This is a genomic window from Hydrogenophaga sp. (genome assembly GCF_036675665.1).
Classification (GTDB): domain Bacteria; phylum Pseudomonadota; class Gammaproteobacteria; order Burkholderiales; family Burkholderiaceae_C; genus Hydrogenophaga.
Window position 1 is genome coordinate 46,177 of sequence record NZ_JAKFEO010000010.1, and the last position, 15,310, is coordinate 61,486.

General features: G+C 63.7%; 15 protein-coding genes. 7 read left to right on the forward strand and 8 right to left on the reverse strand.

Translation table 11 applies throughout. The features are described 5' to 3' along the window. Positions 1 to 96 precede the first annotated feature (96 nt). The 6 genes from V6M63_RS06385 to V6M63_RS06410 all read right to left on the reverse strand — a co-directional run bounded on the left by V6M63_RS06385 (position 97) and on the right by V6M63_RS06410 (position 8,063). Positions 97 to 1,638 (reverse strand): 2-isopropylmalate synthase, encoded by a 1,542-nt coding sequence (locus V6M63_RS06385; protein WP_332740612.1) that lies wholly within the window; start codon positions 1,636 to 1,638, stop codon positions 97 to 99. Further along, complete coding sequence (gene leuA / locus V6M63_RS06390; protein ID WP_332740614.1) at positions 1,635 to 3,362, reverse strand: 2-isopropylmalate synthase; 1,728 nt, start codon at positions 3,360 to 3,362, stop codon at positions 1,635 to 1,637. Before leuA ends, V6M63_RS06385 begins: the two co-directional genes overlap by 4 nt. Positions 3,363 to 3,550: 188 nt before the next feature. Continuing rightward, positions 3,551 to 4,360: a CDP-diacylglycerol--serine O-phosphatidyltransferase gene (gene pssA, locus V6M63_RS06395; RefSeq protein ID WP_332740616.1), complete on the reverse strand. Its 810-nt coding sequence runs from the start codon at positions 4,358 to 4,360 to the stop codon at positions 3,551 to 3,553. A 159-nt stretch (positions 4,361 to 4,519) separates the two neighbouring features. After that, positions 4,520 to 5,536, reverse strand: a complete 1,017-nt coding sequence (ilvC, locus tag V6M63_RS06400; protein WP_056274667.1) for a ketol-acid reductoisomerase — start codon at positions 5,534 to 5,536, stop codon at positions 4,520 to 4,522. Between the two features lie 147 nt (positions 5,537 to 5,683). After that, the gene (gene ilvN, locus V6M63_RS06405) at positions 5,684 to 6,175 is read right to left on the reverse strand and encodes an acetolactate synthase small subunit (protein ID WP_056274670.1); all 492 of its coding nucleotides are present in this window, start codon (positions 6,173 to 6,175) and stop codon (positions 5,684 to 5,686) included. Positions 6,176 to 6,287: 112 nt separating this feature from the next. Beyond that, on the reverse strand, positions 6,288 to 8,063 hold the full coding sequence (locus V6M63_RS06410) for an acetolactate synthase 3 catalytic subunit (protein ID WP_332740620.1): 1,776 nt from the start codon (positions 8,061 to 8,063) through the stop codon (positions 6,288 to 6,290). A 278-nt stretch (positions 8,064 to 8,341) separates the two neighbouring features. Between V6M63_RS06410 and V6M63_RS06415 the strand changes: the two genes are divergently transcribed. The 3 genes from V6M63_RS06415 to V6M63_RS06425 are packed head-to-tail and all read left to right on the forward strand — an operon-like array spanning position 8,342 to position 9,937. Then, entirely contained in the window at positions 8,342 to 8,929 is a 588-nt protein-coding gene (locus V6M63_RS06415) for an RDD family protein (RefSeq protein WP_332740622.1), read from the forward strand. 4 nt (positions 8,930 to 8,933) lie between these two features. Continuing rightward, positions 8,934 to 9,332, forward strand: a complete 399-nt coding sequence (locus V6M63_RS06420; protein ID WP_332740624.1) for a diacylglycerol kinase — start codon at positions 8,934 to 8,936, stop codon at positions 9,330 to 9,332. A gap of 17 nt (positions 9,333 to 9,349) precedes the next feature. After that, positions 9,350 to 9,937 (forward strand): TIGR00730 family Rossman fold protein, encoded by a 588-nt coding sequence (locus V6M63_RS06425; protein ID WP_332740626.1) that lies wholly within the window; start codon positions 9,350 to 9,352, stop codon positions 9,935 to 9,937. Positions 9,938 to 9,941: 4 nt separating this feature from the next. Here the strand turns inward: V6M63_RS06425 and V6M63_RS06430 are convergent, their stop codons facing one another. Next, the gene (locus V6M63_RS06430) at positions 9,942 to 10,280 is read right to left on the reverse strand and encodes a P-II family nitrogen regulator (RefSeq protein ID WP_332740628.1); all 339 of its coding nucleotides are present in this window, start codon (positions 10,278 to 10,280) and stop codon (positions 9,942 to 9,944) included. A gap of 110 nt (positions 10,281 to 10,390) precedes the next feature. Between V6M63_RS06430 and V6M63_RS06435 the strand changes: the two genes are divergently transcribed. Then, the gene (locus tag V6M63_RS06435) at positions 10,391 to 11,413 is read left to right on the forward strand and encodes an asparaginase (protein ID WP_332740630.1); all 1,023 of its coding nucleotides are present in this window, start codon (positions 10,391 to 10,393) and stop codon (positions 11,411 to 11,413) included. Here the strand turns inward: V6M63_RS06435 and V6M63_RS06440 are convergent. Then, positions 11,410 to 13,104 carry an NAD+ synthase gene (locus tag V6M63_RS06440; RefSeq protein WP_332740632.1) on the reverse strand — a complete coding sequence of 565 codons (1,695 nt, stop codon included), beginning with the start codon at positions 13,102 to 13,104 and terminating at the stop codon, positions 11,410 to 11,412. The genes V6M63_RS06435 and V6M63_RS06440 overlap by 4 nt on opposite strands. A gap of 56 nt (positions 13,105 to 13,160) precedes the next feature. Between V6M63_RS06440 and V6M63_RS06445 the strand changes: the two genes are divergently transcribed. From V6M63_RS06445 to V6M63_RS06455, 3 genes are read left to right on the forward strand one after another with little or no spacing between them, the layout of a single operon-like run. Next, positions 13,161 to 14,441: a GNAT family N-acetyltransferase gene (locus tag V6M63_RS06445; protein WP_332740634.1), complete on the forward strand. Its 1,281-nt coding sequence runs from the start codon at positions 13,161 to 13,163 to the stop codon at positions 14,439 to 14,441. 40 nt (positions 14,442 to 14,481) lie between these two features. Continuing rightward, complete coding sequence (locus V6M63_RS06450; RefSeq protein ID WP_332740636.1) at positions 14,482 to 14,847, forward strand: hypothetical protein; 366 nt, start codon at positions 14,482 to 14,484, stop codon at positions 14,845 to 14,847. Next, the gene (locus V6M63_RS06455; protein WP_332740637.1) at positions 14,838 to 15,278 is read left to right on the forward strand and encodes a bactofilin family protein; all 441 of its coding nucleotides are present in this window, start codon (positions 14,838 to 14,840) and stop codon (positions 15,276 to 15,278) included. Before V6M63_RS06450 ends, V6M63_RS06455 begins: the two co-directional genes overlap by 10 nt. Positions 15,279 to 15,310 lie beyond the last annotated feature (32 nt).

A 15,310-nucleotide genomic window follows, 5' to 3' on the forward strand; every position in this document is an offset into this window, starting at 1 on the left:
AATTCTCTTAAATGATCGGTAGAACAGGTGCTACTTTTGGTGTCATTTCTGACGATCAAAACACTGCGTGTCTTAAGTGGTTGATTTTGCTCACCTTTATCCCTGTGCTGCCACGCGGTCGAACTTGCTGTGCAATTTGTTCAAGGCGCTCAGATAGGCTTTGGCGGAAGCCACAACGATGTCGGGATCCGCACCCACACCATTGACGACGCGGCCACCATGCTGCAAACGCACCGTCACTTCACCCTGGCTCTCGGTCGAACCACTCGTGATGGCATTGACCGAATACAGAACCAATTCCGCACCGCTTTTGACATGGATCTCGATGGCCTTCAGTGACGCATCCACCGGGCCATTGCCATCGCTCTCAACCTGAATTTCCTGGCCATCCACGGTGAACACCACGCTGGCGTGCGGACGTTCACCGGTCTCGCTGCGCTGCTTGAGCGAGACCAGTCCATATTGCTCCTTTTCGGCGGTGACACTCTCATCGCTGCACAACGCGAGGATGTCCTCGTCGAAGATCTCGCTCTTGCGATCAGCCAGTTCCTTGAAAGCAGCAAACGCGGTGTTGATCTCGCTCTCGGACTCCATCTCGATGCCCAGGTCCTGCAGACGCTGCTTGAACGCATTGCGGCCGCTGAGCTTGCCCAGCACGATCTTGTTGGCACTCCAACCCACGTCTTCGGCACGCATGATTTCGTAGGTGTCGCGCGCCTTGAGCACACCGTCCTGGTGAATGCCGCTGGCATGCGCGAAGGCATTCGCGCCCACCACCGCCTTGTTGGGCTGCACCACGAAACCGGTGGTCTGGCTCACCATGCGGCTGGCGGGCACGATCTGCGTGGCATCCACGCCCACGTCAAGTCCAAAGTAGTCGCGCCGCGTGCGCACCGCCATCACGATCTCTTCGAGAGAGCAGTTGCCTGCGCGCTCGCCCAAGCCGTTGATGGTGCACTCCACCTGACGTGCGCCGCCGATCTTCACACCCGCGAGGGAGTTGGCCACCGCCATGCCCAAGTCGTTGTGACAGTGAACCGACCAGATCGCCTTGTCGGAATTGGGAACGCGCTCGCGCAAAGTGCGGATGAACTCACCATACAGCTCAGGCACCGCATAGCCCACGGTGTCGGGGATGTTGAGCGTGGTGGCGCCTTCCTTGATCACGGCTTCCAGAACGCGGCAAAGATAGTCCATGTCGCTGCGGTAGCCGTCTTCCGGGCTGAACTCGATGTCGTCCACCAGGTTGCGCGCAAAACGCACCGACTGCTTGGCCTGTTCCAACACCTGCTCGGGCGTCATGCGCAGCTTCTTCTCCATGTGCAGCGCGCTGGTGGCAATGAAGGTGTGGATGCGGGCCCGGTGCGCGCCCTTGAGCGCCTCGGCGGCGCGCGCGATGTCTTTGTCGTTGGCGCGTGCCAGCGAGCACACCGTGGAGTCCTTGATCACGGCGGCGATCGCCTTGACGGATTCGAAGTCGCCATTGGAACTGGCGGCAAAACCGGCCTCGATCACGTCCACCTTGAGGCGTTCAAGCTGGCGTGCAATACGCAGCTTCTCGTCTTTCGTCATGGACGCGCCGGGCGACTGCTCGCCGTCGCGCAAGGTGGTGTCAAAAATGATCAGTTTGTCGCTCATGGGAAAACTCCGTGGGAAATGATGGACGTGGGCAAGCGGGCGTCAGCGGTGTCGGGCTCACTGGCGTGTGGCCGTGCCACCCGCTGCAGGCCGGACACGATGGCCTTGAAGGACGCGGAAACGATGTTCGCATCGATGCCGACACCGAACAGCGTTTGCGTGTCGTCGACACGCAGTTCCACATAGGCCACGGCGCGCGCCTGCGCGCCGGAGCCGATGGCGTGTTCATGGTAGTCCAGCACCCGCAGCTGGCGACCCGTGGCCGCGGCAAGTCCGTTGACAAAGGCGTCGATGGGGCCGTTGCCCTGCCCGTCCACAGCCACCAGTTGGCAACCGATCTGCAATCTCGCAGATACGCGCACGCCTTGCCCGTCGACGTCCTCCATGACAGGCTGCAGCGGTGCATGCGCTTGCGACAAGCCGTACTCGCGCTCGAAGATGGCCCAGAGGTCTGCTGCGCCCAACTCCTTGCCTTGCGCATCCATCACCGCCTGCACCACCTGACTGAACTCGATCTGCAGGCGGCGCGGCAATTCGAGACCGTACTCGTTCTCGAGCAGGTACGAGATGCCGCCCTTGCCCGACTGGCTGTTGACGCGAATCACGGCCTCGTAGCTGCGACCCAGGTCCTTGGGGTCGATGGGCAGGTAGGGAATGTTCCAAGGCTCGTCTTCACGGCGCGCGGCAAAGGCCTTGCGGATCGCGTCCTGGTGCGAACCCGAGAACGAGGTGTACACCAGCTCGCCCACATAGGGATGGCGCGGATGCACCGGCAACTGGTTGCAATGCACGACGGTGCGGCGGATCTCGTCGATGTTGGAAAAGTCCAGGCCCGGCGAAACGCCTTGCGTGTACAGGTTGAGCGCGACGTTGACCAGATCGAGGTTGCCCGTGCGCTCGCCATTGCCGAACAGGCAACCTTCGATGCGATCCGCGCCCGCCATCAGGGCAAACTCGCCCGCTGCCGTGCCCGTCCCCCGGTCGTTGTGAGGGTGCACGGACAACACGATCGCCTCGCGCCGAGCGAGGTGGCGGTGCATCCACTCGATCATGTCGGCAAAGATGTTCGGGGTGCTGTGCTCCACCGTGGAAGGCAGGTTGATGATGCACTTGCGCTCGACCGTTGGCTGCCAGACCTCGGTCACGGCATCAACCACGCGCTTGGAGAACGCCAGTTCGGTGCCCGAGAACATTTCAGGCGAGTACTGGAAAGTCCATTGCGTGCCGGGTTGCTGCGCGGCGATCTCGTTGAAGAGGCGAGCGTGCGCGCTGGCAAGTTCGACAATCGCATCCTCATCCATGCCCAGCACCACCCGCCGCATCACCGGCGCGACCGCGTTGTAAAGGTGAACGATGGCGCGGGGCGCACCTTGCAAAGCCTCGAAGGTGCGCCGGATCAGGGGCTCGCGCGCCTGGGTCAGGACCTGGATGGTGACGTCGTCGGGGATGAGCCGCTCATCGATCAGGCGGCGCAGGAAATCGAACTCGGTTTGAGAAGCCGAGGGAAATCCCACCTCGATTTCCTTGAAACCGATCTTCACCAGCAACTCGAACATGCGCAGTTTGCGCTCGACATCCATGGGCTCGATCAGCGCCTGATTGCCGTCTCGCAGGTCGGTGCTCAGCCAGATGGGAGCCTGGGTGATGACGGCGTCAGGCCAGGTGCGGTCCTTGAGGCCGACAGGCTGGAAGGCTGGGTACTTGCTGGCAGGTTGTTTCAACATGGTGCTCTTTCGATGGTACTGAAACCCGCAGCCCCAAATACAAACGGCCCGCTGCAGGTGCAAACGGGCCGTTTTGAATGGAATGCGCGTGCGCTACCAAGCCTGCCCGTGTCGGACATCCAGTAGTAGGGCGAAAGCGCGAAAACTCATGCCGCAAACTGTATCACAAACCTGCTGCCACGCGACTCTCAGTCGTGCAGCCCGCGCTCATCAGGCTCATCGGTGGAAGTGCTGATCACGCTGGTGGGGCGGCCCTTGGCCTTGCGCCAGAAGTACACCGCGTAGCCGGACAGGCCATACACCACAAACAGGCCAAACAAAACCGTCGGTGGGTGAATGTTGATCACGGCAATGGCCAGCGCCACCAGCACGATGGCTGCAAACGGCACGCTCTTGCGCAGACTCAGGTCCTTGAAACTGTAAAAGGGCACGTTCGTCACCATGGTCAATCCGGTGTAGAGCGTGATGGCGAACATGACCCAGGTGACGTCCTGAGGGGGTATCTCCAGCTCGGCCATCAGCCAGATGAAACCCGCCACCAAGGCTGCCGCCGCCGGCGAAGGAAGACCTTGAAAGTAGCGCTTGTCCACCACCCCGGTGTTGACGTTGAAGCGGGCCAAGCGCAGCGCAGCGCAGGCGCAATACACAAAGGCAGCGATCCAGCCCCAGCGGCCCAGATCCCTCAAGGTCCACTCATAGGCGATCAGGCCGGGGGCCGCGCCGAAGGACACCATGTCGGAGAGTGAATCCATCTGCTCACCAAAGGCGCTCTGCGTGTTGGTCATGCGGGCCACGCGCCCATCGAGACTGTCGAGCACCATGGCCACGAAGATGCCCACGGTGGCCAGGTCGTAGCGACCGTTCATGGCCATGACCACCGAGTAGAAGCCACCGAAGAGGGCGGCCAGCGTGATCATGTTGGGCACCATGTAAATGCCCTTGGAACGCTTGGGCCGGTCTTCGTGCTGGATATGCTGGGGATCGGAACCGTCGTGCATGAGATTTGTGTTGAAGGGCGCCAGAGGCCACCTCGCAAGATTCAAAGGTGCAGTGTAAGGCAGTGCCCCCTGCGCGCAGAAACAACAAAGGCCACCAAGGTGGCCTTTGCTTCGGGCAGATTCACGCGATCAGGCCATCAGAGGCCTGCGCAAGACCGCTCAGTTGCGGGTCTGGTCGACCAGCTTGTTCTTGGCAATCCAGGGCATCATGGCGCGCAGCTGGGCGCCGACCACTTCGATCTGGTGATCGGCGGTCAGGCGGCGGCGAGCCGTCATGCTGGGGTAGTTGGTGCGGCCTTCCGAGATGAACATCTTGGCGTACTCACCGGACTGGATGCGCTTCAAGGCGTTGCGCATGGCTTCGCGGCTCTGGGCATTGATCACTTCGGGGCCGGTCACGTACTCGCCGTATTCGGCATTGTTCGAGATCGAGTAGTTCATGTTGGCGATGCCACCTTCGTAGATCAGGTCCACGATGAGCTTGAGCTCGTGCAGGCATTCAAAGTAGGCCATCTCGGGCGCGTAGCCAGCTTCCACCAGCGTCTCGTAACCCATCTTGATCAGCTCGACCGCACCACCGCACAGGACGGCCTGCTCGCCGAACAGATCGGTCTCGGTCTCTTCCTTGAAGTTGGTCTCGATGATGCCGGCCTTGCCGCCACCGTTGGCCATGGCGTAGCTCAGCGCCAGGTCACGCGCCTTGCCGCTCTTGTCCTGGTGAATGGCGACCAGGTGGGGCACACCGCCACCCTGGGTGTAGGTGTTGCGCACGGTGTGACCAGGGGCCTTCGGCGCCACCATCCAAACGTCCAGATCGGCACGCGGCACGACCTGGTTGTAGTGCACGTTGAAGCCGTGAGCGAAGGCGAGCGATGCGCCCTGCTTGATGTGGGGAGCCACGTTCTGGTGATAGACCTCGGCGATCTGCTCGTCGGGCAGCAGGATCATGACCACGTCGGCCGATTTCACCGCGTCGTTGACTTCCATCACGTTCAGGCCGGCCTTGCCGACCTTGTCCCACGAGGCGCCGCCCTTGCGCAGGCCGACCACGACCTTCACGCCGCTGTCGTTGAGGTTCTGTGCATGTGCATGGCCCTGGCTGCCGTAGCCGATGATGGCCACGGTCTTGCCCTTGATCAGGGACAGGTCACAGTCTTTGTCGTAGAAAACTTTCATGAGTTGCTCCAGTTGAAATCTTGAAAAAACAAGCGATGTTAGCGGGACAGGGGTTCAGTTCAGTTGGCGCCGTGGAACCGGCTTTGCCGGGCCACAGGCGCCGCCCCCTTGAGGGGAAGCCGCAAAGCGGCGCAGGGGTGATTCCATTTACACGCGCAAGATGCGCTCGCCGCGTCCGATGCCGCTGGCACCGGTGCGCACTGTTTCGAGAATCGCAGAGCGGTCGATGGCCTCCAGGAACGCATCGTTCTTGGTCTGGTCACCCGTGAGCTCGATCGTGTAGCTCTTCTCGGTCACGTCGATGATGCGGCCGCGGAAGATGTCGGCCATGCGCTTCATCTCTTCGCGCTCCTTGCCCACCGCGCGCACCTTCACCATCATGAGCTCGCGCTCGGTGTAGGAACCCTCGGTGAGATCGACCACTTTGACCACCTCGATCAGGCGGTTGAGATGCTTGGTGATCTGCTCGATGACGTCGTCCGACCCGGTGGTCTGGATCGTCATGCGGGACAGGCTGGGGTCTTCGGTGGGCGCCACGGTGAGCGACTCGATGTTGTACCCACGGGCAGAGAACAGGCCAACCACGCGGGACAGGGCCCCGGGTTCGTTTTCCAGCAAGACAGCGATGATGTGTTTCATGTGCGATTCCTCTTTTCGCCGCCCTCCCCTGCGCACGGTAATGCGCAGGCTCGGCGGGCAATAGATTCGTCTGAGGGGATGAAGCAGCGGGCGACCGCTGCTTCGCGGGGGGTCAGAGGTCTTCGGAACCCAGCAGCATCTCGGTGATGCCCTTGCCGGCCTTGACCATGGGGAAGACGTTCTCGGTCGGGTCGGTGCGGAAGTCCATGAACACGGTGCGGTCCTTGAGCTTGCGCGCCTCCCGAAGAGCGCCCTCCACGTCCTGCGGACGCTCGATCAGCATGCCGACGTGACCATAGGCCTCGGCGAGCTTCACGAAGTTGGGCAGTGCGTCCATGTAGCTGTGGCTGTACCGGCCTTCATAGTCGATCTCCTGCCACTGCCGAACCATGCCGAGGTAACGGTTGTTCAGCGCCACGATCTTGATCGGGGTGTTGTACTGCAGACAGGTGGAGAGTTCCTGGATGCACATCTGCACCGAGCCTTCGCCGGTCACGCAGAACACTTCGCTGTCGGGCTTGGCGAGCTTGATGCCCATGGCGTAGGGAATGCCCACGCCCATGGTGCCCAGCCCCCCGGAATTGATCCAGCGGCGCGGCTCGTCAAAGCGGTAATACTGCGCGGCCCACATCTGGTGCTGCCCCACATCCGACGTGATGTACGTGTCGGCGTCCTTGGTCATGTTCCAGAGCGTTTCCACCACGTACTGCGGCTTGATCACGTCGGTGTTGCCACGGTCGTACTTCAGGCAGTCCTTGGTGCGCCATGCCTCAATGGTGTCCCACCATGCGGACAGCGCCTTGCCATCGGGCTTGGTGGTGCTCTCGCGCACCATGTTGATGAGCTCGGTGAGCACGTCCTTCACATCGCCCACGATCGGCACATCGACCTTGACGCGCTTGGAGATGCTCGACGGGTCGATGTCGATGTGGATGATCTTGCGTTCGTTCTGCGCGAAGTGTTTTGGGTTGCCGATCACGCGATCGTCAAAACGCGCGCCCACGGCCAGCAGCACGTCGCAGTTCTGCATCGCATTGTTGGCTTCGATCGTGCCGTGCATGCCCAGCATGCCGAGGAACTTGCGGTCGGACGCCGGGTACGCACCCAGGCCCATCAGCGTGTTGGTGACGGGGTAGCCCAACATGTTCACCAACGTGCGCAACTCGTTCGTGGCGTTGCTGAGCAACACGCCGCCGCCGGTGTAGATGTAGGGTCGCTTGGCCGCCAGCAAGAGTTGCAAGGCCTTGCGGATCTGTCCGCCGTGGCCCTTGCGCACCGGGTTGTACGAGCGCATCTCGACCGACTCGGGGTAGCCGGTGTAGGGCACCTTGTTGAAGGACACGTCCTTGGGGACGTCCACCACCACAGGGCCGGGACGGCCACTGCGCGCAATGTGAAAGGCCTTCTTCATCACCATGGCCATGTCGCGCGCATCCTTCACCAGGAAGTTGTGCTTGACGATGGGGCGCGTGATGCCGACGGTGTCGCACTCCTGAAAGGCGTCCAGGCCGATCGCGGCCGTGGGCACCTGGCCGGTGATGATCACCATCGGGATGCTGTCCATGTAGGCGGTGGCGATGCCGGTGATGGCATTGGTGACGCCAGGGCCCGAGGTAACGAGCGCCACGCCCACGTCACCGGTGGCGCGCGCATAACCGTCGGCCGCGTGAACGGCCGCCTGCTCGTGGCGCACCAGCACGTGCTGGATGGTGTCCTGCTTGTAGAAAGCGTCGTAGATGTGCAGCACAGCACCACCTGGGTAGCCCCAGATGTACTTGACCCCTTCGGCCTGAAGGGCCTTGATGAGGATTTCTGCGCCGCGGAGTTCTTGGGTGGCTGCGCCGGTGGCGGCAGCGGCCGAGGCCAGTTCGGCCTTGTTGATTTCCATGATGAACCTTTCGAGAATTTCTCTGACGAAATACCTTGGGTGCCTCTTGACCAACCCTTGTGGGGCGGTGTCGAGACTTGAGACCAGTGGCCATGAGCGGGCACATACCCCGCCGGACCCTGATCCGTTTGCCGTGTTTTGAAGTGCAGCGTGGATTATCGCACTGCAACACGCGCCCAGCCAAGCCGATACCGGCGCAACGCCCTCAAAAGCTGGCGTCTTGGCTCCAATGCGACAATTCGCGGTTGCGATCAATGGGCCGAATTTCCCGTCCACACATGTCCATCTCCCTCCCATCCCCCTCCACCACACCCACTGATGCGGGCGCTGCCCTGGACCTCATGGCGCCGTCCCTTCGCCGGCGCATGGCCTGCTGGCTCTATGAAGGCACCTTGATGTTCGGCGTGGTGTTTCTGGTGGGCGTGTTGTTCACCACGAGCTACGTGCTGTCGTCGTTCACCGAGTCAGGCAACGCCCTGGACAACCGCCATCTGCAGCAGGCGCTGGTGTTCGTGGCGTTCGGCATCTACTTCGGCTGGTTCTGGGCCAAAGGTCAGACTCTGGCCATGAAAACCTGGCACATCCGCGTGGTCGATCGCCATGGCAATGCCTTGACGCAGGGCCGTGCGCTGTGGCGCTACGTCCTGTCGTGGCTGTGGCTGCTGCCGCCGCTGGCGGTGGCAGGGCTCATGCACCTGTCGGGTCAGCAGCTCTCGGTGCTGCTGGTGGGCTGGGTCGTCATCTGGGCGCTGCTGTCGCGCTTTCATGCCCAGCGCCAGTTCCTGCACGACGCCCTGGCAGGAACCCGTCTGATTCATTTCAAGCCGGTGGAAGACACCGGCAAACCTCGGCGTTGGTGGAGCTGACAACATGAGCCTCAACCCAGACCGGGAACCGGTGAACGCGCAAAAGCTGCGCAGCGGCGTCTCCCGCATGTGGCACGCCTTCGGTTACTCGTTGGCCGGACTGCGCGCAGGCTGGGGCGAGACCGCCTTCCGTCAGGAGGCCATGGCGTCGGTCGTCATGATTCCGCTGGCCTTCTGGATCGGTCAAACCTGGGTGGAAACCGCCTTGCTCGCGGGCTCGGTGATGCTGGTGATGATGGTCGAACTGCTCAACACCGGGATTGAAACCGCCATCGACCGCATCGGCCCGGAATGGCACGACCTGTCCAAACGCGCCAAGGACATGGGCAGTGCGGCTGTGTTGCTCAGCCTGGTGCTGTGTGTGGGCATCTGGCTGGCGGCGGTCTGGACTCGGTGGGTTTGACGACAAGGATCCAGCCGATGAGACAACCCAGCTTCTCAATCTGCGTTTACTGCGGCTCCCGCCCGGGCACCTCACCCGCATTCGCCGACGCGGCGCGTGCCGTGGGCCAATGGATCGGTCAGCATGGCGGTCAACTGGTGTACGGCGGTGGGAGCAATGGCCTCATGGGCATCGTCGCCAACGCCACCCTGGCCGCCGGTGGTCAAGTGGTTGGCATCATCCCGAAAGCGCTGGTCGAAAGGGAGTGGGCCCACCACGGCTGCACCGAGCTGCACGTGGTGGACAACATGCACGAGCGCAAACGCCTGATGGCCGACAAGGCCGACGCATTTTTGGCCCTGCCCGGCGGCATCGGAACGTTTGAAGAGTTCTTTGAAGCCTGGACCTGGCGCCAACTCGGCTACCACGACAAGCCGGTGGGTCTGCTCAACGTGGCAGGCTATTACGACGGCCTCATGGCCTTCATGCGCTCCAGCGTGGAGCAGCAGTTCATGGGTGACGCACAGATGGACTTGATCCGCGTCGACGCGGACATGGCCACCTTGCTGTCCGAACTGGTGCAGGCCGCCGGCATGGCGCCGCAAGCCCGCATCGAAGCCATCTGATCGTTCAGACGGCGGTTTCGTCCTCTTCCCCGGTGCGGATGCGCACCACACGCTCGACCGACGTCACAAAGATCTTGCCGTCACCAATCTTGCCGGTGCGGGCTGCCCGAATGATCGCGTCAACGCAGCGTTCCACGTCACCAGACTTCACCACCACCTCCACCTTCACCTTGGGCAGGAAGTCGACCACGTATTCGGCGCCGCGGTAGAGCTCGGTGTGGCCCTTCTGCCGGCCGAAGCCCTTGACCTCGGTCACGGTCAGGCCGGTCACGCCCTGCTCGGCCAGCGCCTCGCGCACCTCTTCCAGCTTGAAAGGCTTGATGACGGCGGTGATCTGTTTCATGCAATGTCTCCAGGGCGTGGCTTTGGGTAAGGGCGTTGTCGTTTCATTATGCCCAAGGCTCTCTGCGCTGTTCGTACACTGCACAGTCAACCCAAGCACTCGCACATGACATGAATTCACACGCCCTGCCCCGCCACGTGCCCATCACGGTCGCCTACCGCGGCGGCCACCCGGAAAACATCCACCACGGCTCGCTGGCGGTGGTGAACGCGCAGGGCGAGTTGCTGGCCAGCGTGGGCGATGTGGACTCGCCGCTCTTCACCCGCTCATCGCTCAAGCCCTTCCAGGCCATGCCGCTGATCGCTCAGGCAGCCGAGCGTTACGACCTCAGCGACGCCGACGTGGCCCTGCTCTGCGCCAGCCACAGCGGTGAACCCATGCACGTGGAGCGCGCTGCGGCGCTGCTGGCCAGGATAGGCGCGGGTGAATCCAGCCTGGCCTGCGGCAGCCATGTGCCCTTCTTTTTCAGCACCAACGGTGTCACGCCTGAGCCCGGTGCGCGCTTCAACCGCCTGCACCACAACTGCTCGGGCAAACACACCGGCATGCTGCTGCTGGCCCATGCGCTGGGCGCGCCGCAGGGCGGCTATCTCGACGTCGGACATGCCGTGCAACTGGCGATCGCCAGCAGCGTGAGCCATTTCTCGGGCGTGCCGGTGACCCGGCTCGTGCGTGGCACCGACGGTTGCAGCGCGCCCAACTACGCCCTGCCCCTGCGTTCGCTGGCGCATGCCTTTGCCCGCCTGACGCTGACCGAGCCCGATCCGGTCTACGGCAAGGCACCCCGACGCGTCGCACGCGCCATGAGCGAGCATCCCGAGCTCGTGAGCGGCCAGGGACGCAACGACCTGGCGTTGATGCGCGCGGGGCGCGGCGACTGGGTGAGCAAGGTGGGGGCCGACGGCGTGCAGGCGCTGGCCAGCTTCAGCCGTGGCATCGGCATCGCGGCCAAGTGCAGCGACGGTCAGCTGGCACCGCTGATGGTGGCCTTCGTCTCGGCACTGGAGCAACTGGGTTGGCTCGATGTCCAGAGCCATGCCGCGCTGGCCAGTCTGATTCCTCCGCCGTTGAAGAACGCTGCGGGCATCGAGGTCGGGGAAATGCGCGCTGTGCTGAAACTGCAGCGGACTTAAGCCCGGTATTTGCTCGTGATGGGGTAGCGCCAGTCCTTGCCGAAGCTGCGGTGGGTCACGCGGATGCCCACTGGCGCCTGGCGGCGCTTGTACTCGTTGATGCGGATCAGGCGCACCACCTTGTCCACGTCCGCGCGCCCGAAGCCCGCTGCCACGATGCTCTCGGGGCTCTGGTCGTTCTCCATGTAGCGCTCGATGATCGCGTCGAGCACCGGGTACTCGGGCAGGCTGTCCTGATCTTTCTGGTCGGGGCGCAGCTCGGCGCTGGGTGGGCGCACGATGATGCGCTCGGGGATCGGGTTGGCACCGGTGCCGTAGGGGTCGTGCGCGTTGCGCCAGCGGGCCAGCTTGAAGACCATGGTCTTGGCCACGTCCTTGATGACCGCGAAGCCACCGGCCATGTCACCGTAGAGCGTGCAGTAGCCGGTGGCCATCTCGCTCTTGTTGCCGGTGGTCAGCACGATGCTGCCGAACTTGTTGGACAAGGCCATGAGCAGCGTGCCACGGATGCGCGCCTGCAGGTTCTCTTCGGTGGTGTCCTCGGGCAGCCCCGCGAACTCGCTGGCCAGACTGGCCTTGAAGGCCTCGAACTGCGGCGCGATGCCGATCTCGTCGTAGCGCACGCCCAGGCGTGCGGCCATGTCGCGCGCGTCGATCCACGAGATGTCGGCCGTGTAGGGCGAGGGCATCATGACCGTGCGCACGCGGTCCTTGCCCAGCGCATCGACCGCGATGGCCAGCACCAGGGCCGAATCAATGCCGCCGGACAGGCCGAGGATGGCGCCGGGGAACCCGTTCTTGCCCAGGTAGTCACGCACACCCAGCACCAGCGCGTGCCACAGGTCGGCCTCCGGGCTGTGCGCACGGTCGGCGTCGGCGGTGATCTGCCAGCCGGAACCCTGCCGTGTGAAGGCAGCGTCAAACAGCGTCTCTTCAAAACTCACCGCGCGCCCAGCCAGCGCGCCGTCGGCCGCCAGCACGAAGCTGCGGCCCTCGAACACGATCTCGTCCTGTCCACCCACGAGGTGGGCGTAGACGAGCGGCAAGCCCGTGGCCTGGCAGCGAGCGCGCATGGCGGCTTCGCGGTCGCCGCCCTTGCCGGCGTGAAACGGGGATGCGTTGATCACGGCCAGCACCTCGGCGCCAGCGGCCTTGGCATCCGCAGCCGGGCCATCGAACCACGCGTCTTCGCAGATCAGCAGGCCGACGCGCACCGGCTTGCCATCGCTGTCCAGCACGTCGAACACGCAGGTCTCATGCCCCGGCACGAAGTAGCGGCGTTCGTCGAACACCTGGTAGTTGGGCAGCTCGCGCTTGGCATAGGTGTGGGTCACGGCCCCGGCGTGCAACACGCTGGCGGCGTTGTGCAGATGGGCCACCGACACACTGCGTTCGCGCCGCTGTCCGGCTGCCGCCGAGGGCCGTGCCGGGTGTCCCACCACGATGTGCAGGCCTTTGAGGTGGGCGGTACCGGCCGCCACGGTTTTGAGGGCATCATCACAGGCATCGATGAACGCGGGCCGAAGGTACAGGTCTTCGGCGGCGTAACCGCTCAGGGCCAGTTCGGGCGTGAGCAGCAGGTTCATGCCGCGGGCGTGGGCCGCTTCGGCGGCATCGATCATCTTTCGGGCGTTGCCCGCCATGTCGCCCACCACGAAGTTGAGCTGGGCCACGCAAATGGAAAGAGTCATGGGGTCTGAAAACGTTGCGGAATGGGCTTTGAGCTCGCTGTGTGCAGGAGCTGCAAGTGACTGAAATCGATTATGTCACCCGGGTCTTTTCATCGCCGTCGCAGATCGAAGCGTCCGCATGGAACGCCCTGCTGGCGCTGGAGTCCGACCCGAGCCCGTTCATGCGCCACGAGTACCTGGTGGCCATGCACGAGAGTGGCAGTGCAAAACCGCGCGCGGGCTGGCAGTCGCAGTTCGTGACGCTCTGGCGGGGCAACGAACTGCACGCTGCCTGCCCGATGTACCTCAAGAACAATTCGTATGGCGAGTACGTGTTCGACTGGGCCTGGGCCAACGCCTATGCGCAACACGGCCTGGACTACTACCCCAAGGCGCTGGTGGCCGTGCCGTTCACGCCAGTGCCCGGTGCGCGGCTGCTTGCGCGCGACGGCGGGGCGCGCACCGCCCTGGTCAAGGCCCTGATCCAGCGGGTGCGCGAGGAAGACCTGTCGTCGGTCCACCTGCTCTTTGGGCAACCCAAAGACATCGCTGCCTGCGAGGACGCCGGCATGATGTTGCGCCACACGGTGCAGTTCCACTGGAAGAACGTAGCCCCCACGCTCCCCACTGCGTTGGGTTCGCTGCCCCCCGGGGGGGCTCGTTTCGCCTTGGGACGGCCCGGCGGCGAAACCTTTGACGCGCCTTTCACCAGCTTCGAGCACTTCCTCGCCAGCCTGCAGCAAGAGAAGCGCAAGAAAATCCGCCAGGAACGGCGCAAGGTCACCGAAGCCGGTGTCACGTTTCGCTGGTCACGCGGGGCCGACATTGCTGACGCCGACTGGGCGTTCTTCTACCGCTGCTACGAACGCACCTACCTCGAACACGGCAACGCGCCCTACCTCAACCGCGATTTCTTCCGCCGCGTGGCGCAGACCATGCCGCAGCACTGGCTGCTCTTCGTCGCCGAGCGCGAAGGCCAGGCCATTGCCTGCAGCCTGATCGGCATCGACGACGTGGCCCGCGTGGCGTACGGTCGCTACTGGGGCGCCCTGGAGCGCGTCGACTGCCTGCACTTCGAGGCCTGCTACTACGCGCCGCTGGCCTGGTGCATCGAGCACGGTTTCCAGCGCTTCGAGGGCGGCGCCCAGGGCGAACACAAGATGGCGCGCGCCCTGCTCCCGGTCAAGACCACCAGCGCGCACTGGCTCGCACACCCGTCGTTTGCCGAGGCGGTCGAACGTTTCCTGGAGCGCGAGAGCCAGGGCATCGGCCAATACATGGACCACCTTGCCCAACGCAACCCGCTCAAGCCGGGCCTGGCGGTGCGTGATGTGGCACCGCCCGTCACGGAGTTGTGAAGCGCTGGCGTTGCGCGGTGCCCCGCTAAACTCGGTCGCCATGGACGAAACCGACGCCTTCTTCACCCACACCATCGTGGGCGCGCCCTTCTCGGTGCTGCTGGGGCGCCGCCAAGGCCCGGCAAGTGTGTCCACGCAGGGGCTGGAAGTCTCTCTTGCCGATGGCAGCGCTGATCTGAGCGAAGGCTGGCGCAGCTGGGCCGTCCTCGACCATCTCGACACACCCGCCGGACAACCCCGGCGCCGACCCAGGCGCTTGCGCCGCTGGCTGGAACGCCATGCCTTGCTCATTGCGCTCGTCGGCCTCCTGATGCTGCTGGGCAGTGCGCTCATATGGGCAATCACATTGCTGCCCGCCATGGGCTGGGTGCCTGTGAGCTGGATGGGGCGCTGGCCATGGAACTGAAAACACCTCAGGACACGTTGACGATCGACCCGGTGGCGATGAACGTCGTCAACCGCGTTGCGGCAGGCGGCCAGCTGCAGGGGGAGCTGGAATTCAACGGCGGGCTGCTGGTGCAAGGTGAGATTTCGGGCCACATCCGCGTCAACGGTCCTTTGATCATCTGGACCGGTGGGGTCGTGCGCGGACGCATCCGTGTGCTGGGCGATCTCTACCTGTTCGGCAACCTGGGGGCCGCCGGCGCCAGCGCGGTCGAGACCAGCCTGGAGTGCCAGGGCATGGCCTATGTGTCCAAAACCGGCGTGTCCACCGGCACGCTCATGGCGAGGCGCCTGCAGCTTTACGACGGTGCCAACTTGCAAGGCCCCTTCAAGACCCTCAAACTCGGGGACAACCTGCCCGTGCTCAACGACGTGCTGGCCGACCCCACCTGAACGTTGCCCCAGGCAGCGGCACGCGAACCGGG

Excerpts from the sequence above, each read along its gene's own strand:
- V6M63_RS06385 (WP_332740612.1), bottom strand. The coding sequence starts at position 1,638 with ATGAGCGACAAACTGATCATTTTTGACACCACCTTGCGCGACGGCGAG.
- leuA (WP_332740614.1), bottom strand. The coding sequence starts at position 3,362 with ATGTTGAAACAACCTGCCAGCAAGTACCCAGCCTTCCAGCCTGTCGGC.
- pssA (WP_332740616.1), bottom strand. The coding sequence starts at position 4,360 with ATGCACGACGGTTCCGATCCCCAGCATATCCAGCACGAAGACCGGCCC.
- ilvC (WP_056274667.1), bottom strand. The coding sequence starts at position 5,536 with ATGAAAGTTTTCTACGACAAAGACTGTGACCTGTCCCTGATCAAGGGC.
- ilvN (WP_056274670.1), bottom strand. The coding sequence starts at position 6,175 with ATGAAACACATCATCGCTGTCTTGCTGGAAAACGAACCCGGGGCCCTG.
- V6M63_RS06410 (WP_332740620.1), bottom strand. The coding sequence starts at position 8,063 with ATGGAAATCAACAAGGCCGAACTGGCCTCGGCCGCTGCCGCCACCGGC.
- V6M63_RS06415 (WP_332740622.1), top strand. The coding sequence starts at position 8,342 with ATGTCCATCTCCCTCCCATCCCCCTCCACCACACCCACTGATGCGGGC.
- V6M63_RS06420 (WP_332740624.1), top strand. The coding sequence starts at position 8,934 with ATGAGCCTCAACCCAGACCGGGAACCGGTGAACGCGCAAAAGCTGCGC.
- V6M63_RS06425 (WP_332740626.1), top strand. The coding sequence starts at position 9,350 with ATGAGACAACCCAGCTTCTCAATCTGCGTTTACTGCGGCTCCCGCCCG.
- V6M63_RS06430 (WP_332740628.1), bottom strand. The coding sequence starts at position 10,280 with ATGAAACAGATCACCGCCGTCATCAAGCCTTTCAAGCTGGAAGAGGTG.
- V6M63_RS06435 (WP_332740630.1), top strand. The coding sequence starts at position 10,391 with ATGAATTCACACGCCCTGCCCCGCCACGTGCCCATCACGGTCGCCTAC.
- V6M63_RS06440 (WP_332740632.1), bottom strand. The coding sequence starts at position 13,104 with ATGACTCTTTCCATTTGCGTGGCCCAGCTCAACTTCGTGGTGGGCGAC.
- V6M63_RS06450 (WP_332740636.1), top strand. The coding sequence starts at position 14,482 with ATGGACGAAACCGACGCCTTCTTCACCCACACCATCGTGGGCGCGCCC.
- V6M63_RS06455 (WP_332740637.1), top strand. The coding sequence starts at position 14,838 with ATGGAACTGAAAACACCTCAGGACACGTTGACGATCGACCCGGTGGCG.